The sequence below is a fragment of the Streptomyces sp. DG2A-72 genome (assembly GCF_030499575.1).
Lineage (GTDB): Bacteria > Actinomycetota > Actinomycetes > Streptomycetales > Streptomycetaceae > Streptomyces.
The window spans coordinates 3,542,692-3,567,253 of sequence record NZ_JASTLC010000001.1; the positions used below are offsets into that span (position 1 = coordinate 3,542,692).

The following is a 24,562-nucleotide window of genomic DNA, read 5'->3' on the forward strand; positions in this document are numbered from 1 at the left end:
GGGCTACCGGGCTCAGCGGGCTGCGACTGCCCGAAGGGCGGCTCGTACCGGCCCGGATCAACGGCTCAGGAGGCAGGCCATGATCCATTCAGCCGATATCCGCGAGTGGCGCAACCGCAGCGTCGTCGACCCGAAGGGCCACAAGATCGGCGTACTCGAAGCGGTCTACGTCGACACCACCACCGACGAACCGGCCATGGCCACGGTCCGCACCGGACTCCCCACCCGCCACCACCTGGCCTTCGTCCCCCTCGACGAGGCGACCCTCGGACCGGACTACGTCAAGGTCTCCTACACCAAGACGCTGGTGAAGAAGGCGCCCTCGGTCGGCATGGACGACATCCTGCCCGCCGAGTCGGAGCAAGCGATCTTCCAGCACTACGACATGCCCTACCAGACGGGCGCAGGCGGCGAGCGGCAACTCGCGCGCCGCTGATCGCCCACGCCCAGCCACCCAAGGGAGGTACGCGTCATGGCCCTCTTGCTGTTTCTCCTTCTGGTCGCCGTCGTGCTGGGAATCATCGGAGTAGCCGCAGAAGGGGTGGGCTACCTACTGATCATCGGCATCGTGATCCTTGTAGCTGCGCTGGGCCTCATCGCCGTCCGCTGGTCCCAGCGCACCGGTCACCGCCCCCTCCGATAACGCACGCACCAAACTCAACGCCCTGAACTGCGAAAATGCCAAACTGACAGGTGTCGATCACGCCCGATCCTCAGTCGGGACGGAAAGGTCGCGAGTTCAGAACTGGCCCGTTCCTTCTTGTCTTGTCGAACAGCTTGAACGGGCCCCATCCCTTGGTGGGTTCGGCGCCGACGAAGAAGCAGCGGCCGACGCCCATCAGCGGGAGGGTGCCGGTGGTCGGCTTGTGGAACCCGGAGAGGGCCGTACTCCGTTGTCGTTGGTCGAGGTGAGGGGGTGAAGGGGCGATGTGGCAGCCGTGCGTGTTGCTGAAGTACGGGGAGTTGATGCTCAAGGGCCGCGACCGAGGCCGCTTCGAGCGCCGGCTGATCGACAACGTGCGTCGTGTGGAGGACGACCTGGAGTATCCGGTCCGCATCCGGCGCCGCGGCGGGTTGCTGCTGCTCTACCCGTCCGGGCAGTCCGAGCTCCCGGCGGATCTGCTCAACCGTGTCCGGCAGGTGGTCGGGGTCAGCGTGGCGCAGCCCGCGCTCCGGGTGGACCGCACGCCCGATGCCGCCGTCGACGCGGCCCTCCAGCTGGCCCGCCAAGCTCGCTCTGCGGCCGGACGGCGCGTTTCGCGGTACGGGCGCGCCGCCGTCGCAAGGGCTTCCCGCTCACTTCCGCACAGCTCGCTGCTCTGGTCGGGGACCGGATCAACGCGGAACTCGGCTGGCCCGTCGATCTGAGCACGCCCGAGGTGGAGATCGCGGTCGAGGTGGACCTGCACGAGGTCTTCGTGTCCGTGGAACGGAACCGGGGTGCGACGGACTGCCGGTGGGCAGCAGCGGCTGTGCGCCGGCCCTGCTCTCCGGCGGCTACGACTCCCCCGTGGCCGCGCACCGCGTCATGCGCCGCGGCCTGGCCTGCGACTTCGTCCACGCCACCGGTGCCCCACTGACCGGGCCTGCCTCCGCCTACAAGGCGTACGCCCTGGCCGGTGCCCTGCCCTGCACGTGGTGGCCCAGCGGCGGCTGATGGTGCGCGCCGCCGACCGGCTCGCCCGCGAACAGGGTGCGCAGGCCCTGGTCACCGGGGACAAGGAGGAGATCTTGGCCGAGGCGAGCAGGCTGGGCACGGCGGACATCTCGCGGCTCCCGGACGAGGACCGCTGCACCCTGCTCCTGCCCCGCCCGGTGGCCACACGCACCACGCCGGGTCAGCTCACGCGGATCGAGCAGCGGCTGGACCTGGACGACATGGTCGACCGGGCCGCGTCCTGATCACCGCACAGGGGTCGACCTGGCGACGGATGCTGCCGTCGCCAGGCAACCACGCGGCCGAAGGCGTTCAGGCGGTGGCGTACACCCGCTCGGCGAACTCGGCGATCTGATGCTCACTGAGGTGCCGGGCGATGTCCCGCTCGCTGATCATGCCGACCAGAGTCTTGTTCTCGATCACCGGCAGGCGCTTGATCTGGTGCCGCTCCATCGTGGCGAGCACCTCGCTGACGTCGGCGTTGACGTCGATCCACTGCGGGGTGCCCTGGCACAGCTCCGTGCACTCGGTCTCGGCGGGGTTGCGCCCCTCGGCGACGCACTTCACCACGATGTCGCGGTCGGTGATGATGCCGCACATCCTGCCGTCGTCCTCACAGACCGGCAGTGCGCCGACCTCCAGTCGTTTCATCAACTCGGCGGCGTGTGCGAGGGTTTCCGTCTTGTTGATGCACTCTGCGCCTCGGTGCATGATCTGCCCGGCAACCGGCATGGAGTCCTCCTGATTGGAAGCGTCTGACTCCCCCCTCGTCCTGGTACGGCGCTTCCACGCTATGCGCGGGCACTCCGCGGCCCCGTGCCGTAGTACGCCACTTGGGTGACGTGCCGGGCCGGTGCTGCGAGGGAGGCCGCCATCGGGCGGCGCTCACCGTCGTGTTCGTGTCAGTGCTCGTACAGGCCCACAAGTGTGCTGTCGGCCGGTTCACGCCTCTCCACCCGCGTCGTGGACCGCTCGGCGCTGGGCGCGTCGGGCAGCACGCACGGCTGGGCCAGGGCGTAGAGGTGGAACACGTAGCGGTGCGGCTGGTCCCCGGGCGGCGGGTTGGGTCCGCTCCAGCCGCGGCGGCCGAAGCCGTTGACGAGTGCCGTGCCGCCCGGCGGGGTCCGGTCTGCCTCTACGCCCCGGCTGTGGGGGGCGATACCGACCACCGTCCAGTGGACGACGCTGCCCGACGGCGCGTCGACGTCCTCGCACAGCAGCACCCGTTCCGCCGTCCCGTCCGACACGCCGGACCAGGTCAGCGGCGGTGACACGTTCCCGGCGTCCTCGGTGTAGCGGGGCGGTATGCGGTGGTGGTCCTTGAAGACGGGACTTTCCAGTGCGCCGCATCGGCATCCTCGACGTAGAGGCGCAGGGAGGCGGGCGTCGGCGGCCAGTGTGGCGGCGCGTCGAACGGCATGACGATCGAGTCGCCGATCCGTACCTCCGCGTGCCCGACGCCGCTGTCACCACCGGTGTGGCGACGGCGCCACTGGGGCGCCGGCACCGGGGCCGCGGCAGCCCTGGTGACTGCTGCCGAGCGGCAGGAGCCCGCACGGCGGCTGAGCGCACCGAACAAGCTGCATGTCGTGCCGAGCGCGACCCATCCTCTTCGAGGAACCCGGCGCGTTGGAGGAGGCCGCCCGGCAGACCAGAACAGCTGCCCCCTGCGCCGCGTCCTGGTCACCGACACCCTCGCCACGAAGACCACGAAGACCCCGGAGGCCACGCAGGAGACGCAGGAGACGCAGGAACCACCGCTGCAAGTGCGATCCGTGGCCCCGTTGCTCGCCGACGCCATCGCCCGTCTGCACAACGACCGGCCCCTGGACTCCCCTGGACACCCTGCTGATGCCTTCCTGATGCAGCGGCGCCCACTACGCACGACTGCCGCACGATCGCCTCGCCAGGACTCGGCTCGGTCAGCCGCGGGATCTGCGACCGGTCCTTCCCTTGCGCAAGAAGCGCCGCAGGCGGGTCTCCGGCCAGGTGTTGATCACGTCGTCCTTGGTGAGCCAGCCGCGCTGTGCCGTGCCCACGCCGTAGCGCATGTTGGCCAGGTGGAGGGTGGCGTGGGCGTCGCTGTCGACGGCGAACTTCACGCCGTGCCGCCTGGCCCGCAGGATGTCCTCGTCGCGCAGGTCCAACCGGTCGGGGTGCGCGTTGATCTCCAGGGCCGTGCCGGTGCGCGCGCACGCGGCGAAGACCGCGTCGAGGTCGGCGTCGATGCCGGGCCGCTTGCCGATGATCCGGGTGGTGGGATGGCCGATGATGTTGACGTACGGGTTCTCGCAGGCCCTGACCAGCCGCCGGGTCAGTGCCTCGCGGCTCTGGTTGAAGTGCGAGTGCACGGAGGCCACGCACAGATCGAAGCCGGCCAGGAACTCCTCCGGCCAGTCGACGTCCCCGTCCGGGTCGATGTTCAGCTCCACGCCGTGCAGCAGCCGCATTCCCCTGCCGCCCTTGCCGCCATGGGCGCCGTCGAGCTCCCGCACGCGCTCGCGCTGGGCCAGGATGCGTTCGTCGGTCATACGCTGCATGTACAGGTTGGGCCCGTGGTCGGTGATGGCGTAGTAGGCGTAGCCGCGCTCGGCGGCCGCGGTGACCATCTCCTCCAGCGGGGCGAGACCGTCGGTGAGGTCGGTGTGGGTGTGCAGGTCGCCCCGGATGTCCTTCTCCTGGATCAGGGCGGGCAGTTCGTCGTGCAGCCCGGCCTCGATCTCGCCGCGGTCCTCGCGCAGGGCGGGCGGGATCCAGGGCAGGCCGAGTCGGGCGTACACGTCCTCCTCGGTCGCGGAGACGATCTTCTCGCCGCTCTCGGCGTCGAAGAGCCCGTACTCGGAGAGCTTGAGCTTCTGGTGGACGGCGATCTCCCGGGTGCGGATGTTGTGCGCCTTGGAGCCGGTGAAGTACTGCAGCGCCGCTCCCCAGGAATCCGGCGGGACGACGCGCAGGTCGACGGCCAGGCCCTTGGTGGTGCGGATCGACGTCTTCTTCTCGCCGTGCGCGATGATCTCCGAGACGTACGGCAGCTCGGTGAACGCCCGCATGAGCGGCTCCGCCTTCTTCGCCGCGACGAGGATGTCGATGTCACCGATGGTCTCGCGGACGCGGCGCAGTGATCCGGCGTAGGTGCACCGCTTGCAGCCGGTCACCTGCGACAGCTCGGTGACGATGTCATCGGCGAGGTCCATGGCGACGTCGAGCAGGACCCGCTCTCCGGAGGACTGCAGGAGTTCGATGCCGTGGAGGATGTTCTCCTCCGTCTTCGGCCCGAAGCCCTTCAGGTCGCGCAGCCGTTCCTCGTGGATGGCGTCGGCCAGTTCCTCGACGGAGGCGATGCCCAGCTCCTCGTACAGGACACAGGCCTTCTTCGGGCCGAGCGTGGGGATGGCGGTCAGCCGCCGGACCCCGGCGGGGATCTTCGCCCGCAGCTCCTCGACGGCGGACACGCTGCCGCTGCGGAAGTACTCGAGGATCTTCTCGGCGATGGACTTGCCGACGTTGGGGATCTCCTGGAGGCCCTTGATGTCGAGGGTGGAGACGTCGGCGTGGTGGCCGCCGATCGAGCGCGCGGCCTTCTCGTAGGTGCGCGTCCTGTACGCGTCCCCTCCGGTGATCGAGATCAGGTCCGCGTATTCGTAGAACAGCGCGGCCACCTCGTCGTTGGACCGAGCCATGACTCCCGAGTAGACAGACAACGCCCGTTTCATGCGTGCCGGCCACGTCCGTGTGCCCTGGAACCGGCGTGGGTTCCCGAGAGGTCACGCGCGGTGCGAGCGACCGCGTTGTGCATCCCATCGCAGGGCCGACGTCAGCGTTCCCGGCGTGAGGTGACCGTGAACTGGGCGCCGTCGGGGTCACGCAGCACGGCCTCCTGCTCGCCCTCCTTCAGGACGCTGCCGCCATGCTTCTCCGCGGCCCGGGCGCACGGGCCCGCATCGTCCACGGCGAAGTGCACCTGCCAGTGCGACCGGACGGAAGGATCAGGTGGCGTCTCCACCGAGCCCGACTCGATACGGGCCACGATCTCGCCCCGGCTGCGCAGCAGTACGCCGCCTTGCGCGTACTCGACCTCGCAGCAACCGGGCAGGCCCGAGGCCCAGTCGAGGATCTCCCCGTAGAAGATGGCCGCCTCGAAGGCGTCCCGGGTGTGAAGGACGATGAACGTGGATGCCGCCTGCCGCCACGCCTCCCACTCGGTGACGAGTTTCCCCTGCCATATCCCGAAGGCGGCCCCGTCACGGTCGGCGACCAGCGCCGCTCGTCCGGGAGGGAAGGAGAGCGGCCCCACTGCCACGGTCGCGCCGCGCTCCCGCACGCGGGCCGTGGTCTCGTTCGCGTCCGCCACGGCGAAGTACGGCGTCCAGGCCGAGGCCACCTGCCACACGCCGGCCACCCCCGCGATCCCCGCGACGGGCACCCCGTCCGCCAGCGCGGTCCGGAAACGGTCGCCCAGCCTCGCGTCGCGCCACTGCCAGCCCAGTACGGCCCCGTAGAAGTCCTGCGTGGCCTTGAGGTCGCGGCTGGTCAGACTCACCCAGCACGGCGCGCCGAAAACGGAACGCGTGAGGACGACGTCCGCCGCGTCGTGATTCATGGCCATCGCGCCCTGGTCTCGTACGCCGGCAATCACTGCTCTCTACCTCAGTGTCCAACCCACGTTCCGGTCCCGCACATCGCCTGACGCGTTGATACTGCTGTGGCAGCACAGGCCCGCAGTACACCAAGTTGCGGGTGCAGCTGCAGCGTGTCCTGGCGCGCAGCGAGCCGGCGGACGGTGGGGACGGGCGACCATTCACGGCCCGGTCGCCGGGCGCGGCGGGAACGCGCACCATGGAGGGTGACCCGTATGGCCCACCCTCGCGGAGGTGAACCGCGATGACGCTGCCTGTACGACACCGGCCCGGCAGCCTGCCGGACAGGCCGTTCCCCGGCTTCGGATGGGGTGAACCCATCACCGCCGAGTTCGACGAACTGTTCGAGCGTATGAACCGGCTGCTGCAAGGCGCCACCGCCGCTCCCGCCGCACTGGCCTGGTCTCCCGCGGCCGACATGCGAGAGACGGACGACGCCTACGTCATCGAGGCGGAACTGCCGGGGATCAAGCGCGACGACATCCACATCGAGATGAGCGAGCGCGAGCTGCACATCACCGGGGAGTACAAGGAACGGGAGCACGCGGGCGTCCTGCGCCGCGGCACCCGCCGCACCGGCCGGTTCGAGTACCAGGCCCTCCTGCCTGCCGACGTCAAGTCGGAGGAGGTCAGCGCCACCCTGCACGACGGTGTGCTGACCGTCACCGTGCCCAAGGCGCAGGCCACCAAGCCGCGGCACATCGAGATCACCGAGTCCTGACCCCGACCCGGTGCGTGCCGCGACGTCGTCGCACGGCAGGCCCGTTCTGGGCGCGGCTTGGCCGTGCGACGAGCCGTCCGCCGGCACAGGGAGGTGTGGAGACGAAGATGCTGATGCCTCACGTCAGGACCGTCACCGCAGCACTTCACGCCTACCGGTCCGCATGGGCCGGTCTGCTGCGCGACCCGGCGAGCCCACACAGCTACCGTCGGCTCGACGACGCCGCCTACACACTCTGCGTCCTCATGGGACAACGCAACGCGGCCGACGCCGCGGCAAAGGCAGAGCGCTTTCTCGCCCGGGCCTCAGCGGAGAGGAGGGCAGGGGCCGGCCGCCGTGCCGGGCAGGCACGGACCGTCATCCCCTGAGATCGATGCCGAGCCTGCGGCCGACGGCTCGGTCCGCGGGCAGACAGGCGTCGGTCAGGCCGAGGTCTCCGCGTGAGGCGGTGGCTTTATGGTGGTCAAGACAGACCCTGTGGGGCGGTGAGCACCGTGCGAGTCGAACTGATCCAACGGGCCGCCAGCGTGCTCTTCGACGTGCCGGACGAGACGCACGAGGAGATCATCACGCTCATCGACGCGGTCACCCAGGACGCGGAGACCCAGGACGCGGACTTGGCCGCAGCGTTCGGCGAGTGGTGCTGGCTCGTCTACACGGTCCACGGCGACGTGATCGAAGTGCTGGATGTCGGCTGTGCACGCTGAGGCAGACCCGGTCGGCCGGCTCCGATCTCCCGCGTCGTGCGGCACGCGGCCGGCGATGTTCACCCGTCGAGCCCGTCGAGTCCGCCCCGCTTGACCAGCTGGCTCGCGATGACGTTGCGCTGGATCTCGTTCGTGCCCTCGCCGACGATCATCAGTGGGGCGTCGCGAAAGTAGCGCTCCACGTCGAACTCGGTCGAGTAGCCGTAACCGCCGTGGATGCGGACGGCGTTGAGAGCGATCTGCATGGCGGTCTCGGAGGCGAACAGTTTCGCCGTGCCCGCTTCCATGTCCGCCAGGTAGTTGCCGATCGACTGGTGCTGCCAGATCGACTTGCCGAACGACTCCCGCTGCTGTGCGCAGGCGAGCGCGTCCTCGAATGCCGCCCGGCCGACACCGAGGGCGCGGGCGGCGACCTGCAGCCGCCCGGTCTCCAGGCCCTTCATCATCTGCGCGAAACCCCGGCCCGCCACGCCGCCCAGTACGGCGTCGGCCGGAGCCCGGTAGTCCTCGAAGGACAGCTCGCAGCTCTCCACGCCCTTGTAGCCGAGCTTGGGCAGGTCGGGAGACGGTCAGTCCGGGGCCGTGCCCGACGAGCAGGATCGAGATGCCCTGGTGCGCGGGGCTCGCCTCCGGGTCGGTCTTGCACAACAGGGCGATCAGCTGCGAGCGGCGGAAGTTGGTGATCCACGTCTTGGCCCCGTTGATCACATAGCCGCCGGCGTCCTCGCGGGCGACCGTCCGCATGGCCTGCAGATCCGAGCCGCCGCCCGACTCGGTCAGCGCCATGGTCGCCCGGATCTCGCCGCGGGCCATCCCCGGCAGGTACCGCCGCTTCTGCTCGTCGGTGCCGAAGCCCAGCAGCAGCTTCGCGACCACGGTGTGCCCGCCCATCGCTCCGGCCAGGCTCATCCAGCCGCGGGCCAGCTCCTCGGTGATCAGCACATAGCAAGGGGTGGAGACCGGTGTGCCGCCGTACTCCTCCGGGACGGCCAGGCCGAAGATGCCGAGCCGCTTCATCTGCTCTATGAGGGCCTCGGGGTAGGTGTCGGCGTGCTCCAGCTCCTGGACGACCGGCCCGACCTCCTTGTCGACGAAGTCGCGCGCGGTGCGGACGATGAACCGCTCGTCCTCGGACAGGATGTCGAGAGTGCTCATACTGCGTTGCTCCCAGAAGTGAGACCGGCGTCAGAGGACTCGGTCGGCTCGCAGGGCTCGATCTCGGCCGGACCGTGGCCCAACCCCACACCACGCCCTGACACCGCCTCGGCCAGGTCACGTAGGGTGCATCAGACGCTGGGCCCCGGCCACGGAAAGGAGCCGCCGTGCGGCTGCGCTGTGCTGTGCTCGACGACTTTCAGCGGGTGGCGACGGAGGCCGCCGACTGGTCGCCGCTCGCGGACGACGTAGAGGTCGTCCCCTTCTCCCTCCACTTCCCCGACGAGGACGCCCTCGCCGAAGCTCTTGCCGGGTTCGACATCGTGGTCACCCTCCGCGAACGCGTCCCCTTCCCCGCCTCGCTGCTCGCCCGGCTCCCCCGGCTGAGGCTGCTGATCGCCTCCGGCATGCGCAACACGGTCATCGACTACACCGCCGCCGAGGCGCACGGCGTCACCGTGTGCGGCACCGGCAGCTCCTCCACCCCGCCCGTCGAACTGACCTGGGCGCTGCTGCTGAGCCTCGCCCGCGGCATCGTGGAGGAGGCCAACGCCCTGCGTTCGGGCGGCCCGTGGCAGTCCACCGTCGGCGCCGATCTGCACGGCCGCCGCCTCGGGCTGCTCGGCCTCGGGAAGATCGGCAGCCGCGTGGCGCAGGTCGCTCTCGCCTTCGGCATGCAGGTCGGCGCCTGGAGCCAGAACCTCACCAGGGAACGCGCCGACGAGTGCGGCGTGCAACTGGCCGCCTCCAAGGAGGAGTTGCTCGCCGAGAGCGACTTCGTCTCGATCCACCTCGCCCTGAGCGACCGTACCCGCGGCCTCCTCGGCCCCGCCGAACTCGCCCTGCTCAAGCCGACGGCGTACCTGATCAACACCTCGCGCGCGGCGATCGTCGACCAGGACGCCCTGCTCACCGCCCTGCACGAGGGACGGATCGCCGGCGCCGGCATCGACGTCTTCGACATCGAGCCCCTCCCCGCCGACCACCCCATGCGCACCGCCCCGCGCCTCCTCGCCACACCGCACCTGGGCTACGTCTCCCAGGCCAACTACGCGACGTACTACGGCCAGGCGGTGGAGGACATCCAGGCCTTCCTGGCGGGTTCTCCGGTACGACAACTGCCCTGAAGTCGGCGGTCGAGCGATGCCGGCGAGTCAGGCGATGCCGGCGGCCCCGGCCTGCGCGGTGTCGACCGGCCGCCGGTAGATGCCCTCGCTCCGGCGCAGATGGTGCAGGTCCACCAGATGGCGCCGGAGCGTCACATGGTCGATGTCGTCGCTGTCCTGGCACCAGGCGCGCAGCTTGTCGTTGACAGCCCGCTCCGGGTACTCGACGCCCGGCTCGAAGGTCTGCTCGGCGATGTGCCGCAGCACCAGCTTCTTACGGGTCCACTGCGCGGGAAGCCGGACCAGCCGCCCGTCCCGGACGAAGGTCCGCAGGACGATGTCGGTCCGATCGCTGCCGGAGGCGGGGCGCTCGGCGGCTTCGGAGCCGTCCGCCCGCTGCGCCGCCGCTCGCGCGTACTCCTTGAACAGGCCGTAGGCGACGCCCAGTTCACCGTCGTCCCCCGCCGTCACGACGCCCTGCTCCCGCAGCCGCCGCAGCGCCACAGCCGTCTCCCTCGGGGACAGCCCCGCCGCCCGGGCGACCTGCTCGGCGCTCCCGGCGCCCAGCGTCACGGCGGCGAAGGCGCGCACCCGGTTCTCCTCGGCGAACAGTCGGACCAGTTGCTCCGTCGCATCGGTTGCCATGCGCGGAGGCTAGTGGACGTCGGCCGCGGTACCGAGCGATTTTTCTCGACCGTGCGCGGGGGCTCTTCCATGCGAGGCGGGCGGGCCTCATGCGTACCGGTAGATGTGGGACACGTCCTCCAACTCGTCCGGAGTGACATCCCACGGCGGCAGCCGCTGGTGCCGGGCGACGATACGGCCGTACTGGGGACTGCCCGGACCGGGCGGCCGGTCCGGCAGATAGCGGTGGTTGCGGTGGCGCCGCTGCCAGCGCTGCCACTGCAGGTCCACGAAGGCATGGACCAGCCAGAAGACCGGGTCGTTGACGGACGCGCCGCCGAGCATGGCACCCCCGACCCAGCGGTGCACCCGGTTGTGGTTGCGCCATGGGTTGCTGCCGCTCCCCCATCCCTCCAGCTGGTTGCGGAAGCCCCTGGTCACCGTCGAGTCCCACGGGGAGACGTCGTAGACGGGGTCGTCCAGCGCCCGCTTCAGATCGTCCTCGGTGGGCAGGGCGATCGGCCTCCGGGGGCGGCCCAGATCCCGGGTGAGGAACTCGTCGTCGGTGATGCCCACCCGGATGGTCCAGTGACCCGCCGCATAGGCGAACGGCCCGGTCATCACCTGCCGGTCGAAGCGCCGCCCGTTGCCGCCGAGCAGATCGTCCGTCCACGGCACCGAGGTCGTCGTACGGTCCCGGGTCCAGTCCCAGTACGGCACCGTCACCGAGGGGTCGACTCGGCGCAGGGCGCTCTCCAGGTCCAGCAGGAACCGGCGGTGCCAGGGCAGGAAGGAGGGCGTCATATGGGCGGCGCGCAGACCGCGGTGGCCGTCCCCTACGAAGTGCGCGACATGGAGCCGTACGAACTCGTCGTACTCGCCACTCCGTTTGAGCTCCAGCAACGCCTCGACGAACCGCCGCCGCTCGGTCCGCGTCAGCTTGCTGACGTTCTTACGCACGTACGTCATGCTCTGCCCCCCTGATGCGAGTGCCCGCCGCCCCGCGGTCCGGGGGCGATGTCACGCAGCCGCCGTAGGGGCCCGAGTTCGTCGACGGCCGCGCGGGTCGCCTCCAGCGGGGTGCGGAACCAGCCGTAGTGGTCGAGCATGCTCAGCCAGCTGCCGTCGGCCCGGCGCATGAGGTGCAGCGGTTGGCCGTCCACGGTGACGTGCCAGGCGACATCGAGGGCGCCGAGGCCGCCGAGGGGCACCAGGACGCCCTGGATACGGCGGCCCTGGTAGACCTCGTCGAAGGCGGTACCGGTCCCCTCCACCCCGTCCGCGGACCGCGGGGGCCGGGAGGCGGTGACGAACGGGGCGACGGCGGAGGCGAGCAGCCCCCGCGCCACCTCCCGCCGCGGCGTGCCCATCGTCATCGCTCACTCCTCGCACGGTTCGGCTGTCCGTACGAGCAACCGCCCAGCCCTCCCCACGGTCACCGCCAAGACGGCCATACGGCGGTGCCGGCCCGTCAGCCGAATTCCTCATTCATTTCAGCAATTCAGCCGGACCGCACCGGACGAACCATACGATCAATCGATTCGCCGATCACATTCCAATCCCTCCGCAACGCCTCGCGCATTGCATTCTTCACTCCCGCGACTTTCATACGTATGGAGCAACGTGTCGCTTTTGCGGAGCCCATGGACTGCTATGTTCTCCAACCGTCGGATCAGAGGTAACTTTTCAAGCGAGGTGAATCATGAAGAAGGCAGTTTTCACCACTGCGGCGTTGGCCATCGGTGCGGGTCTTGTGGGCGGCTCCGCCGCCGCGGCATCGGCCGCCGGAGGTTCGGGTACGGCCCCGGCTCCGCTCGGTCTCATGTCCCCGACCAAGGTGTCTCCGGCTGTCGTGCCGGCGGCCGACACCGTGACGCAGTTGGTCCGTGAAGGCGGGATCGGAAAGGGCAGCGCGTTCGACAAGAACAACTCGGGCGGAATGTCCGGCATTTATCTGGACGGAATGGACCCGGACGCCGCAAAGAAGCCCACGATTCCGGTGAAGAACCCGGCCGGAAAGGGTTCCGTGCAGGTCCACCCGCTGCATGCGCCGACCGCCGCCGGGCTCGGCACCATGCTGAGCAAGTGAAAGCGTGCGAGTCGGCCGCACCAGCGAATTCCCGCAGGCTGGGCCTGGAATTCTGAGACTCTGATCCGGTTCTCGGCAGCCGGAGACCGACAGCAGGCCCAGACGCTGGATCCGGACCCGCAGCTCCACCTCCGCATACGGCGGGCCCAAAGCCCCCTGGCACCCGCGAACCATCTGTCCGGCCCACCGGCCCTCACCCTGCCGGTGGGCCGGACGCACGTCGGCGTCCATGCCGTCGGCTCATACGGCCGACGAGCGCCGCAATTCCTGGAACACCGCGCGGATTCCACGCTGCCCGCGTTGCGCCATCCGATGGAATCTGCCCGCGTTTGAATGTTCTCACCGTGACTTATGCACAGTTATATGGGTTTCCTGGTACGTAAGCGTGCGCAACCGTGAATTCAGGAAGGAATCGAGTTGTCCAAGAAGTTCGCGGTCATCACGGCCCTCGCCCTCAGCACCGTCGTCGGCAGCGCCGGCATTGCCACCGCTGACGGCGGCGGCAACAACACCACCATCAAGGGCGGTGGCGGCTTCTCGACGTCCCCGGTCGTCGTGAACGCCCCTCAGCAAGGCGTTCTCGTCGTCAACGGCACCGTCGTCGACGGCCGGTGCATCGCCCCGTGGTCGAACGGAGCCGTCCTCGGCGGCGTCGTCCCACCGAACTCGCACTACGCCGCCTGCAACACGGCCCCGATCGACCAGTCGCAGAACGCCCCCTACGCGGGCGGTCTGCTGTTCTGACCCCTGCTCCGAGCAATTCAGAGCAGGTAAACCCACGCAGCCCGGAAAGGCGCAACTCATGCGTAACAAGGTTACGGCCATTTCCGCCCTCGCGGCAGGCATCGTCCTCGCGGCCGGCGGCACCGCCGCGGCCTGCAACTGTACGGATGTCGCAGGTGGTGACGGCTTCTCGACGTCCCCGGTCGTCGTGAACGCCCCTCAGCAAGGCATTGCCGTCGTCAACGGCACCGCCGTCGACCTCCGCTGCGTTGCCCCGTGGTCGAACGGAGCCGTCCTCGGCGGCGTTGTCGCACCGAACTCGCACTACGCCGCCTGCAACACGGCCCCGATCGACCAGTCGCAGAACGCCCCGCACAAGGGCGGCCTGCTGTTCTGACCCCTGCTCCGAGCCATTCGGAGCAGGTAAACCCACGCAGCCCGGAAAGGCGCAACTCATGCGTAAGAAGGTTACGGCCATTTCGGCCCTCGCGGCAGGCATCGTCCTTGCGGCCGGCGGCACCGCCGCGGCCGACGGCGACACCACCACGGTCACCGGCGGCAACGGCTTCTCGACGTCCCCGGTCGTCGTGAACGAGCCTCAGCAGGGTATTGCCGTCGTCAATGGCGCCCTCATCGACGGCCGATGCATCGCCCCGTGGTCCAACGGAGCCGTCCTCGGCGGCGTCGCGGCGCCGAACTCGCACTACGCCGCCTGCAACACGGCGGCAGTCAACCAGTCGCAGATGGCCCCCTACTTCGGCGGCCTGCTGTTCTGAGCAGTACTTCACACCCGAGTGCGGTCCTCCGGAAACCCGGTGGACCGCACTCGGCTTTTACGACGAGAGGTGAGTTGCAGCGAAGGGTGAGCTCTGCATCAAGCCCGTGGGCCCTGTCTGCGTCAGTACACAGACAGGGCCCACGGTCACGAGAGAACGCCAACAAGGAGGAAAGGGCGCCCATTCACCAGGTGCAACGGAGTTGCGCCGCCCACGGTCACCCTGAATCGTCCGTTTGGCCCAACGGGCAAAGGGCCATGGCAGCCCCGCATACATGCCGAAGGGCCGGCTCCGAGAAGTGCGGAGCCGGCCCGGCGCGGGATGAATCGCTACTTGGTGGCCGGCTTGGCCGCCGTCTTGCCGACCGGAAGGCCGTTGAGCAGCTTGCCGTCGAGAGCGTTGGGCAGGGTGCCGCCGAAGACGGGGGTCTTCACCATGCCCGACTCCTGCACGCCCTGCTTCACACCCTCTGCCGTGCGCTTCACCTTGCCGCCCACCATGCCCGTCGGCGCCTTGGCGGCCGCGGGGAGATTGCGGGCGACCGTCTTCCCGTTGTCGACCAGGCCGCTCCCCGGCTTGTCCGCCGCGACGGCGGGCGCAGTGACGCCGGCGAGGGCGAGGGAGCCGACCACGACGGCAACAGCCTTCAGGTTCTTCATCATGCGCCTTTCTTGGCAAATCTTCGGTCTCGGTTCTCCTGGGCTAACGAGAGCGGACCTTCCGGGAAACTCTGCCGCCGACAAGTCCCGGGAACTCATACGAGAAGACCCCCCGCCGATCGGGTGGTCCGTGCGAGGAAACACTCAGAAAGCGTCGCAGTTCCGAGACTGTTGATCGGTTCGAAGATACATATGGATAAGCGGCTCATGCTGCTCATCTCATGATCAAACTAAGCCGATTGAACTCTTTCTTCGGAAGGGCAGCCTCGGTCATGCGTATTTCCCCGGGTCCCGTCCCGTGCCGTGCGACGCCGTCCGTGGTATGCGCGCCGCACATCCTGCATGTGACTCAGCCTGTGGAGGGCGAGATCGCGCGGGCTGTGACGGACCTGGTGACGGCGCAGCTCGCCGCGGGGCTGCGGGTGACCGTGGCGTGCCCGGAGGGCGGCACGCTGACGGAGGGGCTGCGCGCCCTGGACTGCACGGTGCTGCGCTGGGACGCGACCCGCTCGCCGGGGCACCGACTCCCGGACGAGGTACGGCGGTTGGCGCGGCTGTTGCGCGAGGTACGGCCGGATCTGGTGCACGCGCACAGCGCGAAGGCGGGGGTCGCGGCCCGGCTCGCGGTGCACGGCCGTATGCCGACCGTCTTTCAGCCGCACGCCTGGTCGTTCGCGGGGGCGGACGGAGTCGTCGCCCAACTGGCGCTGGGCTGGGAGCGGTTCGGGGCGCGGTGGGCGACGCGTGTGCTGTGTGTCAGCGAGGCGGAGCGGCGGGCCGGGGAGCGGTACGGCATCACCGCGCGGTGGCAGGTGATCCCCAACGGTGTCGACACCGACCGGTTCCGGCCGGAAGGAGAGCGGGCGCGGTCCGATGGGGGTCCCCCCGCTCGAGCGAAGCCGAGAGTGGGGGAGGGCCCGGTCGTCGTGTGCGTGGGGCGGCTGTGCCGGCAGCAGGGGCAGGACGTGCTTCTGCAGGCCTGGCCCGAGGTGGTGCGGCGGGTGCCCGGCGCACGGCTGGTGCTGGTCGGCGACGGTCCGGACGCGGAGCGGCTGCGCGCCGGAGCGCCCGCGTCGGTGGAGTTCGCCGGCGCGACCGCCGACACCGCCGCCTGGTACCGGGCCGCCGACGTCGTGGTCCTGCCGTCGCGCTGGGAAGGCATCGGGCTCGCCCCGCTGGAGGCCATGGCGTGTGCCCGGCCGGTCGTCGTCACGAACGTGGACGGAGCGCGCGAGAGCCTTCCGCCCGGCCATCTGCCGTCCTGCCTGGTGCCGCCGGAGGACCCCGGCGCGCTGGCCCGGGCCGTGACGGCGCTGCTGCGGGACGAGCCCAGGCGCACCGCGCTGGGTGCACAGGCCCGCGCGCATGTGCTCGTCACCCACGACCTGCGGCACGCCACGGATGCGGTGATCGATGTGTACCGCGAGCTGCTCGGCATGGTCACCACGTCGTGCGTCGTACCCAGTCAGAGCAGGGAGTCCATCACTTCCTGACGGCGTGGCCGTCACCTACGAGGGAGCTCCGGCCTATGAAGAGGGCGAGCCGTGTCGCGGCGCTGACTATGGCCGGGATGGTGTCCTTGGCGTGTCATGTCAATGCGACGGCGCCACAAGGGAGGAGCGTTCCCGCAAGCGTGAGCGTCGTCCAGGACGGTCTCACTCCGTCAGGCGCCCAGCCCGGAAAGGCCGTCGCCGCCACGGTGAAGCTGCGCGCGCCCGAATGCGTCACTGTCCGCAGAGTGGGCGTGGCCGTACGGGACGGGCTGGAGAAGCCGCTCGATTACCCCGGGGCGGCCATGAACGCACGGATCTGCCCCGGCGGTTTCACCTTCACCACCAAGCCCCGCACCTTCCGCGCGGGCACGTACACCCAGTACGCCTATTACGACGACGAGACCGGTCACCATCCGCTCGCGAAGACCAAGCTCCGGGTCGTCTCCAAGGGGCGGAGCGTGGATCCGACCGCGGGGAAGAAGCTCGTCTGGGCGGAAGACTTCAACTCGCCTTTCGCGTGGGGGCGCCGCTGGACCCGCGACGCCAGCTCGGCCTATGAATACGGGACCCACAATCCGAGGTACTTCAAGCTCGACTGGCTGAATCCCCACAACGTGCGTATCGCCGACGGAAAAGCGATCTTCACCGCTCGGCCCGGTCGGCAGACCCTGGAGAACGGACTGCAGGCCTGGGAGACAGGGCTGATCACGACGGAACGTTCCCGAGAGGGGTTCCGGCTGCGGCCCGGCCACTACATCGAGGTCCGGGTGAAGCTGCCCACCGCCGTCGGAGCGTGGCCGTCGGTGTGGACCTGGATCGGCGACGGCCACGAGATCGACGTACTCGAATACCATCCCGATGCCCCGGACCTGCTGGAAATGGTGAACCACGTCCGGGAAGCGGCCAATTACCACGTGATCAGGCCCCCGGGCAAAGGGAATTGGATGCGGGTCGGGGTGCTGCTGGGCACCCGTTCCGCCGACTGGTACGTCGACGGCGCTCTGGTCTACCAGGACGGACGCGGAGTGGACCCGAAGTGGTCCGCCTATCTGAACGTCAATCTCTCGATTTCCTCGGGCATCCACCACCCCGTTCCGCAGACGAAGGACCCCATCACCTTCAGCGCCGACTATGTGCGCGTATTCCGATGAGGCCGATGCTCCATTCGAGGTGTCGGGTGCGCCCGTTCCGACACAGTTGACGAGTTCTCAGATAAATACAGGTGCTGGTTCAAAATCCCACATGCAGGGAGACCGACCCCACATGACTACGGAAAGCACCGCTCCCCCTCCGTACGGCCGGGGAGCTGAGTGCCGGTGAGCACGACGCTCGCAGCCGCGTCACCGTGGGCGCTGCCCCTGCCGGCGCTGCGCCGGGCCGCTCCCGTTCTGCCCGTCGTGGCGCTGATCGCGCTGATCGGGCTGCCGCCCATGTCGGACGGCGTGACCCCTGCCGACGCCGCCTCAGGGCTGGTGGTGCTCTGGGCCGTCGTACACACCGCACGCCGGGCCCGGCGTCCGCTGACACGCACAGCCGCCGTGGTCCTCGGGCTTCCTGTGATCGGCTTCTCGGTCGCCGCGACGGTCACGCCCAGTGCGGGTGAGGGCCTCATGGGCCTGGCTCGCAGCGTCCAGGTGTTCGTGCTCGTCCCGGTCGCGGTGCTGCTGTTGTTGCGCGACCGCCGTGATGTGCGGCTGGTGGCCTGGTCGGTGATCGGTCTCGCGGTGTGGCAGGGCGCGGTCGGGGTGCACCAGTATCTGACCGGTACGGGTGCCTCGTACGACGGGGAATTCGTGCGGGCGGTGGGCACGTTCGGGCCGACCGAAGTGATGGGGATGGCGACGGTCGTCGCGTCCGGGATCGTGGCCGCCACGGGTCTCGCGCTCGAGGCGCCGGTGCGGCGGCAGCGGGTCGTGGCCACGGTGTGCGCGCTGGTGCTGCTCGTTCCCCTCGTCCTGTCCTTCAGCCGGGGTGCCTGGATCGCCACGGCCGTGGCCTGCGGGGCACAGCTGCTGCTGGCCGGGGTGCGGCGGGCGGTGAAGGTGTTCGCCGTGGCAGCCGCGGCCGGTGTGGTGCTGGTCGGCGGGTTCGGCGTGGGTACGTCGATGCTGCAGGAGCGGCTGGACAGCATCACGCAGGTCGCCGCCGCTCCGGATCAGTCGGTCCTCGACCGGTACGCACTGTGGTCGGCCGCGCTGGGCATGTGGAGCGACCAGCCGGTGACCGGTGTGGGGTTGAAGGCCTTCCCCGAGTACCGGGACGGCCATGCGCCGCTCGCGCTGGAGTCGGCGGCCGACACGGACGGAGCGGGCCACGACTTCTACCGCCAGCCCTTCTTCTCCCCGCACAACATGTACCTGACGGTCCTGAGCGAGCAGGGCCTGGTGGGTGTGGTGACGGTGGCGGGCAGCTGGCTGGCCCTGCTGGTGTGCGGGCTGCGCCGACTGCTCCGTACCCGCACGGCACGGCACGACCGGGACTGCGCGCTCATCTGCTGCGGCCTGCTCCTGTGGCAGCTCGTGGACTTCACGTACGCCGACACCGGCGGAGGCTCCGCCACCCTGGTGGCCCTGGACTTCGGACTCGCGGCCTGGTGGGCGATGGGCGGCGGCGCGGCGCCGGCCACGACCGCGGCGTCGGAAGAGGGCCCGCGATGAGGCCCACGCCGACCGGTTCCGTCCCGGCCGGCCTTCCCGACGCCGAGCAGGACGACGTCCCAGGGCGAAGCCGGGCCACCGCCCGTGCCGCGGACACGGCGCCCGCATCGGCCCCCTCGGGCCGCTTCCTCGCGAAGGCGACCCTGCTCACCACCGTGCTGTCCATGCTCGGGTCGCTGCTCGGGCTCGCCAGGGACCAGTCGCTGGCCCACTTCTTCGGGGCGAGCGGGGAGACCGACGCGCTGCTGGTGGCCTGGACCCTGCCCGAGCTGGCCGGGTCGTTGCTGATCGAGGACGGGATGGTGATCGTGCTGGTCCCGGCGTTCAGCGTGGCGCTGGCCCAGCGGGCGCGCGGCGTCATCTCGCCCGACCCGGTGCGGGCGCTGATCGCCGCGTCGTTGCCACGGCTGGGCCTCGCCTTCGCCGGCATGGCGGCGCTGTTCATCGTCGCGGCGCCGCTGCTGGTCTCCGTCCTCGCGCCGGGCCTGCCCGATCCGTCCCTCGCCGTGGACTGCACCCGTCTGACGGCGACTTGCGTCCTGACCTTCGGACTGGCCGGGTACTGCAGCGCGGCGCTGCGAGCGCACCGCTCGTACCTCGCACCGGCGACGATCTCCCTCGCGTCCAACTCCGCGATCATCGTCACGATGTTCGCCCTCGGTGGGCACTGGGGCGTGCGGTCCGCCGCGTTCGGCGTCGCGCTCGGTGGGTGCCTCATGGTCACCGTCCAGGGGATCGCCCTGTGGCGCAGGATCTCCGACGGGCCCCGGCAGCCCTCGTCCGCGGAGGCCGAGGAGGACGGCCGGCCGCTCACGCTCGCCCTGGTCGGCGCGGTTCTCGTCTTCGCGCTGTGCCGCCACTCGCAGGTCCTCGTCGAGCGCTACTTCGCATCCGAGCTGCCCAGCGGTTCCATCTCCCACCTCAACTACGCCCAGAAGGTCGGGCAGTACCCGATGCTGCTGGCGCTGACGCTGGCCATCGTGACGTATCCCGTGGTGGCACAGGCCATCGCCCAGGGGGATCTGCGGCGGGCCCGGGAGCGTATCGAACAGGACCTGGTCCTGGTGGCCTCGATCGCGTTGATGGGCGCCGCCGCGATCGTGGCCTGTGCGCCGCAGATCGTCCAGGTCCTCTTCGAGCGGGGCGCTTTCACCGCCGAGGACACCGCGGCGACCGCCGGCATCCTGCGGGTGTACACGCTCGGGCTGCTCGGCCAGGCGCTGGTGGGGACGCTTCTGCGGTCGTACTTCTCGGCGGGGCGCGCCACTTGGTACCCGGCGGGGGCGATGGCTGTGGGCCTGGTCGCCACCGCCGGCATCGACGCCTGGAGCGCGAGCCACTGGGACGCGCGCGGCATCGCCCTCGGCAACGCGGCCGGTATCACCCTCACCGGGCTGATCCTGTTGCACGGGCTGGGCTCGCACAGCGTGCCCGTGCCCGTGCGTGTTCGCGGGCTCGTCGTCGAACTGGCCAAGGCGCCTGTCGCTGCCGCGTGCGCAGCCGGAGCGGGGTTCTTCTGCGCACGGGCGTTCAGCTCGCCGCCGGCCGCGGTCGCCGCGGGGGGCGTGACTGTGACCGTCGTCTTCCTGGTGCTGGCGTGGGTCCTCGACGCGGCGGATGCCCGGCACCTGATGCGTGTCGCCGCACGCGCCGTCCGACGCTTCCTCACCCGAAAGGCACGCCATGGTCGTTGACGGCTCCGCATCCCGCGACGCGATCGCGCCGACGGCACGAGGACGTACCCGGCGCGGCCCCAGCGCCTGGGTGGCCATGTACCACTCCGTCTCCGACTGCCCGGAGGACCCGCACCACATCACCGTCTCCCCCGACCGCCTCGACCGCCAGCTCGCCTGGCTGTGCGGGCGCGGCCTGCGCGGGGTGAGCATGCGCGAGCTGCTCGCGGCGCGTGCCCGGGGGGAGGAACGCGGCCTGGTCGGGCTCACCTTCGACGACGGGTACGCCGACTTCCTCACCACCGCGCTGCCCGTGCTGCGCCGCCGGCGGTGCAGCGCCACCGTGTTCCTGGTCGCCGGGCGGCTCGGCGGCGGGAACGACTGGGAGTCGTACGGACCGCGCAAGCCGCTGCTCGACGCCGACGGCGTCCGCCGGATCGCGGCGGCCGGCATGGAGATCGCCTCGCACGGCCTCACCCACACCGACCTCATCGCTCTCCCGGACGACCTGCTGCACGCCGAGCTCCACGACAGCCGCACCCTCCTCGCCGGGATCACCGGCGAGGACGTCGAGGGCTTCTGCTACCCGTACGGCACGATCGACGCGCGCGTACGGGCCGCCGTGCGCAGCGCGGGCTACCGGTACGCCTGCGCCATCGCCCCCGGCCGGGAAGCCGCCGGCGATCTCGCGCTGCCCCGCATCAACATCAGGCAGGCCGACACGGCGGTGCATCTGGAACTGAAACGACGGCTGGCCCGTGTCTGGGGCCGCGCATTGGAGACGAGCGCATGAGAGTTCTGCACATCATCACCGCTCTCAGGGCCGGCGGCGCCGAGCAGCAGTTGCGCCAGCTCCTGCGCCATATGCCGCCGGAGGTGGAGTGCGACGTGGTCACGCTGACCCGGCCCGGCCTGGTGGCCGACGGGCTGCGGGCCGACGGGATCCGCGTCCTGCACCTCGGCATGGGCGGCAACCGCGATCTGCGCGCCCTGCCCCGTCTCGTCAGGCTGATCCGGACCGGCGGCTACGACATCGTCCACACCCACCTGTACCGGGCGTGTCTCTACGGGCGGATCGCCGCGCGCCTTGCGGGGGTGCGGGCGGTGGTGGCCAGCGAACACAGCCTGTCCGGCACCGAGTTGGAGGGCCGACGGCTGACCGCTGGTGTGCGCGCGCTGTATCTGCTCGGCGAGCGCCTGGGCCGCGTCACGATCGCCGTGTCGCCGACGGGGGCCGAGGACCTGCGGGCGTGGGGGGTGCCCGGGTCACGCATCCGCGTCATCCCGGTCGGCTTCGACCCTGCGCTGTTCCGGTTCGACGACGTGCGCCGCAAGAAGGCCCGGATCCACTACGGGCTGCCGGAGGACTCGTACGTCGTCGGCGGCGTCGGCCGGCTGATTCCCGGCAAGCACTTCGAGGTGCTTGTGGGCGCGCTGCCGCAGCTGCCCGCCGACGTACGGCTGCTGCTGGTCGGTGACGGCCCCGAGAAGGCGGCGCTGTGGCACACCGCCCGGGAACTGGGGGTCGCTGACCGGGTGGTGATGACGGGCGAGCGGCCGTACGTACCGGACCCCGGGGACGACGCGCCCGGCATGCCCGACCTGATGTCCGCGATGGACGTGCTGGCCGGCCCGTCGACCTCCGAGACCTACGGCATGGCCGTGGTGGAGGCATTCGCGACGGGGCTACCGGTGCTGTACACATCCGCCCCGGCCGTCTCGGACCTGCCCCCCGACGCGGTACCGACCGCCCGGCAGGTCCCGTGCGGTGCCGAGGAGTACGCGCGGGAGGTGCTGCGGCTGTACGCGGCGCATCCCGGTGAGCGAACCGTCCCGGACGTCGTACAGCGCAACAGCATCCAGAACATCGCCCGGCAGACGGTGGATCTGTACTCGGCAGTCCTGTCCGACGCACCCCTGGAAGTGAGGCCCCGATGACGACCGACACCTCCCCTCAGCCCGCACGACGTGCCCTCCGGGCGCTCGCGCGCGCCACGCGGCTGCCGGCGCGGTGGCTGCTGCCGGCCGGCGTACTGCTCGGCGCCGCGGCCGGCGGCCTGTACGGCACGGCGCAGACCCCGCAGTACACGGCCACCAGCTACGTCATGGCCGTACCGGTCAAGCAGAGTTACGTCGACTCGCAGGCGGCGCTGGGCTTCGCGCAGGCGTACGGCCGCGTCGCCACGCAGCTCGCCGTGCTCGGGTACGCGCAGATGTGGGCCGACGTTCCGGTCGGGACGCTGCGCAGGAGCGTGCGGGCCCAGACCTCGCCGGACGCGCCGATGGTCTCGATCTCGGCGACCTCCACGCGCCCCACGCAGGCCGCCGACATGGCCAACGCCGTGACCCGCTCGCTGACCGAGCATGCCGGCCACGCCGCCGGCAACACCGGCATCAAGCTGGTGAGCTTCTCCCGCGCCTTGAAGCCCGCCCAGCCGTCGTCCGCGTCCCCCGCCCTGACCACGCTCGTGGGCGCCAGCGCGGGAGGTCTGCTGGGTGGCCTGGCCCTGCTGGTCCGGCCGCGGCCGAGCACGGACCAGGACGACTCGGCGCACGCTTCGGTGCCGGCTCCGGCCCACGCCGGTGATGCGCAGGAGCAACTCGGATGACCGCGTCCGGCAGCCCGCTGTCGGTGGAGATGTGCACCGACGAGCGCGTGTTCGCCGGGCTGGCCGAGGAGTGGGCGCGCCTGCACAGGGCGTGTCCGGCGGCGACGCCGTTCCAGAGCTACGCCTGGGTGCATTCGTGGTGGCTGTCGTACGGCAGGCCGGGCCGGCTCCGGCTCGTGCTGGTGCGCAGGCGCGGCACGTTGGTGGCCGCCGCGCCGCTCATGCGCGTGCACTATCCGCTGCCCGCGCTGGTGCCGATCGGCGGCGCCATCACCGACTTCTGCGATGTGCTCCTCGACGAGCAGGCGGTCGTACAGGGCACCCTGGCCCTGGCGGACGCCCTGCACGACGAGGCCCGTACCGCACTGATCGACTTCCGCGAAGTGCGGCCGGGTGCCGCGGTGGAGCGGATCTACCGCATCTGGGGCGGCCCGCGCCGACGGCTGCGCGACTCCGAGTGCCTGGAACTGCCCGCCGCTCCCATGAACGATCTGCTCGGGCGGCTGCCGAAGACTCGCTCCCAGCGGATCCGCAACAAGCTGAACAAGCTCACCAGGCTCGGCGTCGAGTCGCGTGTCGTGGGCCCCGAGGAGACGGCGTCGTCGTTGCGGCGCATGCTGGAGCTGCATCAACTGCAATGGCAGGGCAGGGGCGTGACGCCGGAGCATCTGCGACCGCGCTTTCTCGACCACCTCGTCCGGTCGACCGTCCCCATGGCCCGCTCCGGCGAGGCGCTGGTGCGGGAGTACCGGCTGGAGGACGAGGTCGTGGCCGTCGATCTGACGCTGCTGTCCCGCCAGTTGGCGGGCGTCTATCTGTACGGCGTCCATCCGAGGCTGCGGGAGCGCAAGGCGGACGTGGCGACGATGGTGGTGCGCGCGTCGGCCGAGTACCTCGCGTCCCGCGAGCACCAGGTGCTGAGCCTGCTGCGCGGCAACGAGCCGTACAAGTACCGCTGGCACCCCGAGTCCGTCGTCAACCAGCGTCTCCTGCTGGCCCGTCGCCGCACCGCACCGCTGCTGGCGGCTGCCGCCGGCGAGGCCGCCGCGCGCGGCCGGGCCAAGGTGATCCTGCGCAGTCGGGCGTGGTCCCGGAGCAGCGCCGACAACGAGAACCACCGTGGCGCCGACGGAACATGACGGAGCGTCGGATCTCTGACAACAGCTGAACATTTCATGGCAGGCCGTCCGGGCGTGGGCCGGGCGGCCTTTTGGATGACAATATGCGTCGGCACCGCGTCAGGCCACCTGGACAGACTCCATTTCCGTGTATATAT

General features: G+C 70.3%; 28 protein-coding genes and 2 pseudogenes. 21 read left to right on the plus strand and 9 right to left on the minus strand.

The annotated features are described in order from the left end of the window. Positions 1 to 79: 79 nt before the first annotated feature. The 5 genes and pseudogenes from QQY66_RS16725 (at position 80) to QQY66_RS16745 (ending at position 1,902) form a co-directional block, all read left to right on the plus strand. Complete coding sequence (locus tag QQY66_RS16725; protein WP_301981154.1) at positions 80 to 436, plus strand: PRC-barrel domain-containing protein; 357 nt, start codon at positions 80 to 82, stop codon at positions 434 to 436. Between the two features lie 36 nt (positions 437 to 472). Then, positions 473 to 643: a hypothetical protein gene (locus QQY66_RS16730; protein ID WP_301981155.1), complete on the plus strand. Its 171-nt coding sequence runs from the start codon at positions 473 to 475 to the stop codon at positions 641 to 643. Between the two features lie 295 nt (positions 644 to 938). After that, positions 939 to 1,373: pseudogene (locus QQY66_RS16735) on the plus strand (THUMP domain-containing protein); the annotation flags it as partial. A gap of 83 nt (positions 1,374 to 1,456) precedes the next feature. Then, positions 1,457 to 1,657: a hypothetical protein gene (locus QQY66_RS16740; RefSeq protein WP_301981157.1), complete on the plus strand. Its 201-nt coding sequence runs from the start codon at positions 1,457 to 1,459 to the stop codon at positions 1,655 to 1,657. Beyond that, a complete protein-coding gene (locus tag QQY66_RS16745; RefSeq protein ID WP_301981158.1) occupies positions 1,639 to 1,902 on the plus strand; it encodes a hypothetical protein in 264 nt (87 codons plus the stop codon). The genes QQY66_RS16740 and QQY66_RS16745 overlap by 19 nt, the downstream gene beginning before the upstream one ends. Positions 1,903 to 1,969: 67 nt before the next feature. Here the strand turns inward: QQY66_RS16745 and QQY66_RS16750 are convergent, their stop codons facing one another. The 4 genes from QQY66_RS16750 to QQY66_RS16770 all read right to left on the minus strand — a co-directional run bounded on the left by QQY66_RS16750 (position 1,970) and on the right by QQY66_RS16770 (position 6,257). Continuing rightward, complete coding sequence (locus tag QQY66_RS16750) at positions 1,970 to 2,389, minus strand: CBS domain-containing protein (RefSeq protein ID WP_301981159.1); 420 nt, start codon at positions 2,387 to 2,389, stop codon at positions 1,970 to 1,972. A 170-nt stretch (positions 2,390 to 2,559) separates the two neighbouring features. Next, on the minus strand, positions 2,560 to 3,054 hold the full coding sequence (locus QQY66_RS16755; RefSeq protein ID WP_367667082.1) for a YbhB/YbcL family Raf kinase inhibitor-like protein: 495 nt from the start codon (positions 3,052 to 3,054) through the stop codon (positions 2,560 to 2,562). A gap of 525 nt (positions 3,055 to 3,579) precedes the next feature. Next, positions 3,580 to 5,337 (minus strand): DNA polymerase/3'-5' exonuclease PolX, encoded by a 1,758-nt coding sequence (polX, locus tag QQY66_RS16765; protein ID WP_301981160.1) that lies wholly within the window; start codon positions 5,335 to 5,337, stop codon positions 3,580 to 3,582. Between the two features lie 134 nt (positions 5,338 to 5,471). Then, positions 5,472 to 6,257, minus strand: a complete 786-nt coding sequence (locus tag QQY66_RS16770) for a VOC family protein (protein ID WP_301987342.1) — start codon at positions 6,255 to 6,257, stop codon at positions 5,472 to 5,474. A 281-nt stretch (positions 6,258 to 6,538) separates the two neighbouring features. Between QQY66_RS16770 and QQY66_RS16775 the strand changes: the two genes are divergently transcribed. The 3 genes from QQY66_RS16775 (at position 6,539) to QQY66_RS16785 (ending at position 7,722) form a co-directional block, all read left to right on the plus strand. Further along, the gene (locus QQY66_RS16775) at positions 6,539 to 7,015 is read left to right on the plus strand and encodes an Hsp20/alpha crystallin family protein (protein ID WP_301981161.1); all 477 of its coding nucleotides are present in this window, start codon (positions 6,539 to 6,541) and stop codon (positions 7,013 to 7,015) included. Between the two features lie 107 nt (positions 7,016 to 7,122). Then, positions 7,123 to 7,383, plus strand: a complete 261-nt coding sequence (locus QQY66_RS16780; RefSeq protein ID WP_301981162.1) for a DUF5133 domain-containing protein — start codon at positions 7,123 to 7,125, stop codon at positions 7,381 to 7,383. A gap of 117 nt (positions 7,384 to 7,500) precedes the next feature. After that, entirely contained in the window at positions 7,501 to 7,722 is a 222-nt protein-coding gene (locus tag QQY66_RS16785) for a hypothetical protein (RefSeq protein ID WP_301981163.1), read from the plus strand. 59 nt (positions 7,723 to 7,781) lie between these two features. Here QQY66_RS16785 and QQY66_RS16790 read toward each other — a convergent pair. Next, a pseudogene (locus QQY66_RS16790) lies at positions 7,782 to 8,877 on the minus strand (acyl-CoA dehydrogenase family protein). A gap of 167 nt (positions 8,878 to 9,044) precedes the next feature. On the opposite strand from QQY66_RS16790, the gene QQY66_RS16795 reads away from it, so the two are divergent. Then, positions 9,045 to 10,004, plus strand: a complete 960-nt coding sequence (locus QQY66_RS16795) for a D-2-hydroxyacid dehydrogenase family protein (RefSeq protein WP_301981164.1) — start codon at positions 9,045 to 9,047, stop codon at positions 10,002 to 10,004. A gap of 27 nt (positions 10,005 to 10,031) precedes the next feature. On the opposite strand, the gene QQY66_RS16800 is transcribed toward QQY66_RS16795, so the two are convergent. The 3 genes from QQY66_RS16800 to QQY66_RS16810 all read right to left on the minus strand — a co-directional run bounded on the left by QQY66_RS16800 (position 10,032) and on the right by QQY66_RS16810 (position 11,983). Beyond that, a complete protein-coding gene (locus QQY66_RS16800; protein WP_301981165.1) occupies positions 10,032 to 10,628 on the minus strand; it encodes a DUF2087 domain-containing protein in 597 nt (198 codons plus the stop codon). Between the two features lie 87 nt (positions 10,629 to 10,715). Further along, on the minus strand, positions 10,716 to 11,576 hold the full coding sequence (locus QQY66_RS16805; RefSeq protein WP_301981166.1) for a tyrosinase family protein: 861 nt from the start codon (positions 11,574 to 11,576) through the stop codon (positions 10,716 to 10,718). Beyond that, positions 11,573 to 11,983 carry a tyrosinase family oxidase copper chaperone gene (locus QQY66_RS16810; RefSeq protein ID WP_301981167.1) on the minus strand — a complete coding sequence of 137 codons (411 nt, stop codon included), beginning with the start codon at positions 11,981 to 11,983 and terminating at the stop codon, positions 11,573 to 11,575. Before QQY66_RS16810 ends, QQY66_RS16805 begins: the two co-directional genes overlap by 4 nt. Before the next feature lie 326 nt (positions 11,984 to 12,309). Between QQY66_RS16810 and QQY66_RS16815 the strand changes: the two genes are divergently transcribed. The 4 genes from QQY66_RS16815 to QQY66_RS16830 all read left to right on the plus strand — a co-directional run bounded on the left by QQY66_RS16815 (position 12,310) and on the right by QQY66_RS16830 (position 14,195). Beyond that, positions 12,310 to 12,696 (plus strand): hypothetical protein, encoded by a 387-nt coding sequence (locus QQY66_RS16815; RefSeq protein WP_301981169.1) that lies wholly within the window; start codon positions 12,310 to 12,312, stop codon positions 12,694 to 12,696. Positions 12,697 to 13,113: 417 nt separating this feature from the next. Continuing rightward, a complete protein-coding gene (locus QQY66_RS16820) occupies positions 13,114 to 13,440 on the plus strand; it encodes a hypothetical protein (RefSeq protein WP_301981170.1) in 327 nt (108 codons plus the stop codon). Positions 13,441 to 13,498: 58 nt separating this feature from the next. After that, the gene (locus QQY66_RS16825) at positions 13,499 to 13,816 is read left to right on the plus strand and encodes a hypothetical protein (protein WP_301981172.1); all 318 of its coding nucleotides are present in this window, start codon (positions 13,499 to 13,501) and stop codon (positions 13,814 to 13,816) included. A 58-nt stretch (positions 13,817 to 13,874) separates the two neighbouring features. After that, positions 13,875 to 14,195, plus strand: a complete 321-nt coding sequence (locus QQY66_RS16830) for a hypothetical protein (RefSeq protein WP_301981173.1) — start codon at positions 13,875 to 13,877, stop codon at positions 14,193 to 14,195. Positions 14,196 to 14,524: 329 nt separating this feature from the next. Here QQY66_RS16830 and QQY66_RS16835 read toward each other — a convergent pair whose 3' ends face one another. Continuing rightward, the gene (locus QQY66_RS16835) at positions 14,525 to 14,857 is read right to left on the minus strand and encodes a hypothetical protein (protein ID WP_301981174.1); all 333 of its coding nucleotides are present in this window, start codon (positions 14,855 to 14,857) and stop codon (positions 14,525 to 14,527) included. Positions 14,858 to 15,126: 269 nt separating this feature from the next. Here QQY66_RS16835 and QQY66_RS16840 point away from each other — a divergent pair, with 269 nt between their 5' ends. The 8 genes from QQY66_RS16840 (at position 15,127) to QQY66_RS16875 (ending at position 24,425) form a co-directional block, all read left to right on the plus strand. Next, a complete protein-coding gene (locus QQY66_RS16840) occupies positions 15,127 to 16,347 on the plus strand; it encodes a glycosyltransferase (protein WP_301981175.1) in 1,221 nt (406 codons plus the stop codon). 140 nt (positions 16,348 to 16,487) lie between these two features. Next, the gene (locus QQY66_RS16845; protein ID WP_301981176.1) at positions 16,488 to 17,498 is read left to right on the plus strand and encodes a family 16 glycosylhydrolase; all 1,011 of its coding nucleotides are present in this window, start codon (positions 16,488 to 16,490) and stop codon (positions 17,496 to 17,498) included. A gap of 201 nt (positions 17,499 to 17,699) precedes the next feature. Further along, on the plus strand, positions 17,700 to 19,004 hold the full coding sequence (locus QQY66_RS16850) for an O-antigen ligase (RefSeq protein ID WP_301987343.1): 1,305 nt from the start codon (positions 17,700 to 17,702) through the stop codon (positions 19,002 to 19,004). Then, complete coding sequence (locus tag QQY66_RS16855; RefSeq protein ID WP_301981178.1) at positions 19,001 to 20,698, plus strand: lipid II flippase MurJ; 1,698 nt, start codon at positions 19,001 to 19,003, stop codon at positions 20,696 to 20,698. The genes QQY66_RS16850 and QQY66_RS16855 overlap by 4 nt, the downstream gene beginning before the upstream one ends. Beyond that, positions 20,688 to 21,470: a polysaccharide deacetylase family protein gene (locus QQY66_RS16860; RefSeq protein WP_301981180.1), complete on the plus strand. Its 783-nt coding sequence runs from the start codon at positions 20,688 to 20,690 to the stop codon at positions 21,468 to 21,470. Before QQY66_RS16855 ends, QQY66_RS16860 begins: the two co-directional genes overlap by 11 nt. Then, the gene (locus tag QQY66_RS16865) at positions 21,467 to 22,615 is read left to right on the plus strand and encodes a glycosyltransferase (protein ID WP_301981181.1); all 1,149 of its coding nucleotides are present in this window, start codon (positions 21,467 to 21,469) and stop codon (positions 22,613 to 22,615) included. Before QQY66_RS16860 ends, QQY66_RS16865 begins: the two co-directional genes overlap by 4 nt. Next, positions 22,612 to 23,286, plus strand: coding sequence for a lipopolysaccharide biosynthesis protein (locus QQY66_RS16870; RefSeq protein ID WP_301981182.1), 675 nt, complete (start codon positions 22,612 to 22,614; stop codon positions 23,284 to 23,286). The genes QQY66_RS16865 and QQY66_RS16870 overlap by 4 nt, the downstream gene beginning before the upstream one ends. Next, the gene (locus QQY66_RS16875; RefSeq protein WP_301981183.1) at positions 23,283 to 24,425 is read left to right on the plus strand and encodes a GNAT family N-acetyltransferase; all 1,143 of its coding nucleotides are present in this window, start codon (positions 23,283 to 23,285) and stop codon (positions 24,423 to 24,425) included. Before QQY66_RS16870 ends, QQY66_RS16875 begins: the two co-directional genes overlap by 4 nt. Positions 24,426 to 24,562 lie beyond the last annotated feature (137 nt).

What these genes read in the sequence shown, in the direction of transcription:
- QQY66_RS16870 (WP_301981182.1), top strand. Translation starts at nt 22,612, where the DNA reads ATGACGACCGACACCTCCCCTCAGCCCGCACGACGTGCCCTCCGGGCG.
- QQY66_RS16810 (WP_301981167.1), bottom strand. Translation starts at nt 11,983, where the DNA reads ATGACGATGGGCACGCCGCGGCGGGAGGTGGCGCGGGGGCTGCTCGCC.
- polX (WP_301981160.1), bottom strand. Translation starts at nt 5,337, where the DNA reads ATGGCTCGGTCCAACGACGAGGTGGCCGCGCTGTTCTACGAATACGCG.
- QQY66_RS16815 (WP_301981169.1), top strand. Translation starts at nt 12,310, where the DNA reads ATGAAGAAGGCAGTTTTCACCACTGCGGCGTTGGCCATCGGTGCGGGT.
- QQY66_RS16805 (WP_301981166.1), bottom strand. Translation starts at nt 11,576, where the DNA reads ATGACGTACGTGCGTAAGAACGTCAGCAAGCTGACGCGGACCGAGCGG.
- QQY66_RS16860 (WP_301981180.1), top strand. Translation starts at nt 20,688, where the DNA reads ATGGTCGTTGACGGCTCCGCATCCCGCGACGCGATCGCGCCGACGGCA.
- QQY66_RS16840 (WP_301981175.1), top strand. Translation starts at nt 15,127, where the DNA reads ATGCGTATTTCCCCGGGTCCCGTCCCGTGCCGTGCGACGCCGTCCGTG.
- QQY66_RS16835 (WP_301981174.1), bottom strand. Translation starts at nt 14,857, where the DNA reads ATGATGAAGAACCTGAAGGCTGTTGCCGTCGTGGTCGGCTCCCTCGCC.
- QQY66_RS16775 (WP_301981161.1), top strand. Translation starts at nt 6,539, where the DNA reads ATGACGCTGCCTGTACGACACCGGCCCGGCAGCCTGCCGGACAGGCCG.
- QQY66_RS16825 (WP_301981172.1), top strand. Translation starts at nt 13,499, where the DNA reads ATGCGTAACAAGGTTACGGCCATTTCCGCCCTCGCGGCAGGCATCGTC.
- QQY66_RS16730 (WP_301981155.1), top strand. Translation starts at nt 473, where the DNA reads ATGGCCCTCTTGCTGTTTCTCCTTCTGGTCGCCGTCGTGCTGGGAATC.
- QQY66_RS16750 (WP_301981159.1), bottom strand. Translation starts at nt 2,389, where the DNA reads ATGCCGGTTGCCGGGCAGATCATGCACCGAGGCGCAGAGTGCATCAAC.
- QQY66_RS16725 (WP_301981154.1), top strand. Translation starts at nt 80, where the DNA reads ATGATCCATTCAGCCGATATCCGCGAGTGGCGCAACCGCAGCGTCGTC.
- QQY66_RS16800 (WP_301981165.1), bottom strand. Translation starts at nt 10,628, where the DNA reads ATGGCAACCGATGCGACGGAGCAACTGGTCCGACTGTTCGCCGAGGAG.
- QQY66_RS16875 (WP_301981183.1), top strand. Translation starts at nt 23,283, where the DNA reads ATGACCGCGTCCGGCAGCCCGCTGTCGGTGGAGATGTGCACCGACGAG.
- QQY66_RS16865 (WP_301981181.1), top strand. Translation starts at nt 21,467, where the DNA reads ATGAGAGTTCTGCACATCATCACCGCTCTCAGGGCCGGCGGCGCCGAG.
- QQY66_RS16855 (WP_301981178.1), top strand. Translation starts at nt 19,001, where the DNA reads ATGAGGCCCACGCCGACCGGTTCCGTCCCGGCCGGCCTTCCCGACGCC.
- QQY66_RS16830 (WP_301981173.1), top strand. Translation starts at nt 13,875, where the DNA reads ATGCGTAAGAAGGTTACGGCCATTTCGGCCCTCGCGGCAGGCATCGTC.
- QQY66_RS16780 (WP_301981162.1), top strand. Translation starts at nt 7,123, where the DNA reads ATGCTGATGCCTCACGTCAGGACCGTCACCGCAGCACTTCACGCCTAC.
- QQY66_RS16770 (WP_301987342.1), bottom strand. Translation starts at nt 6,257, where the DNA reads ATGAATCACGACGCGGCGGACGTCGTCCTCACGCGTTCCGTTTTCGGC.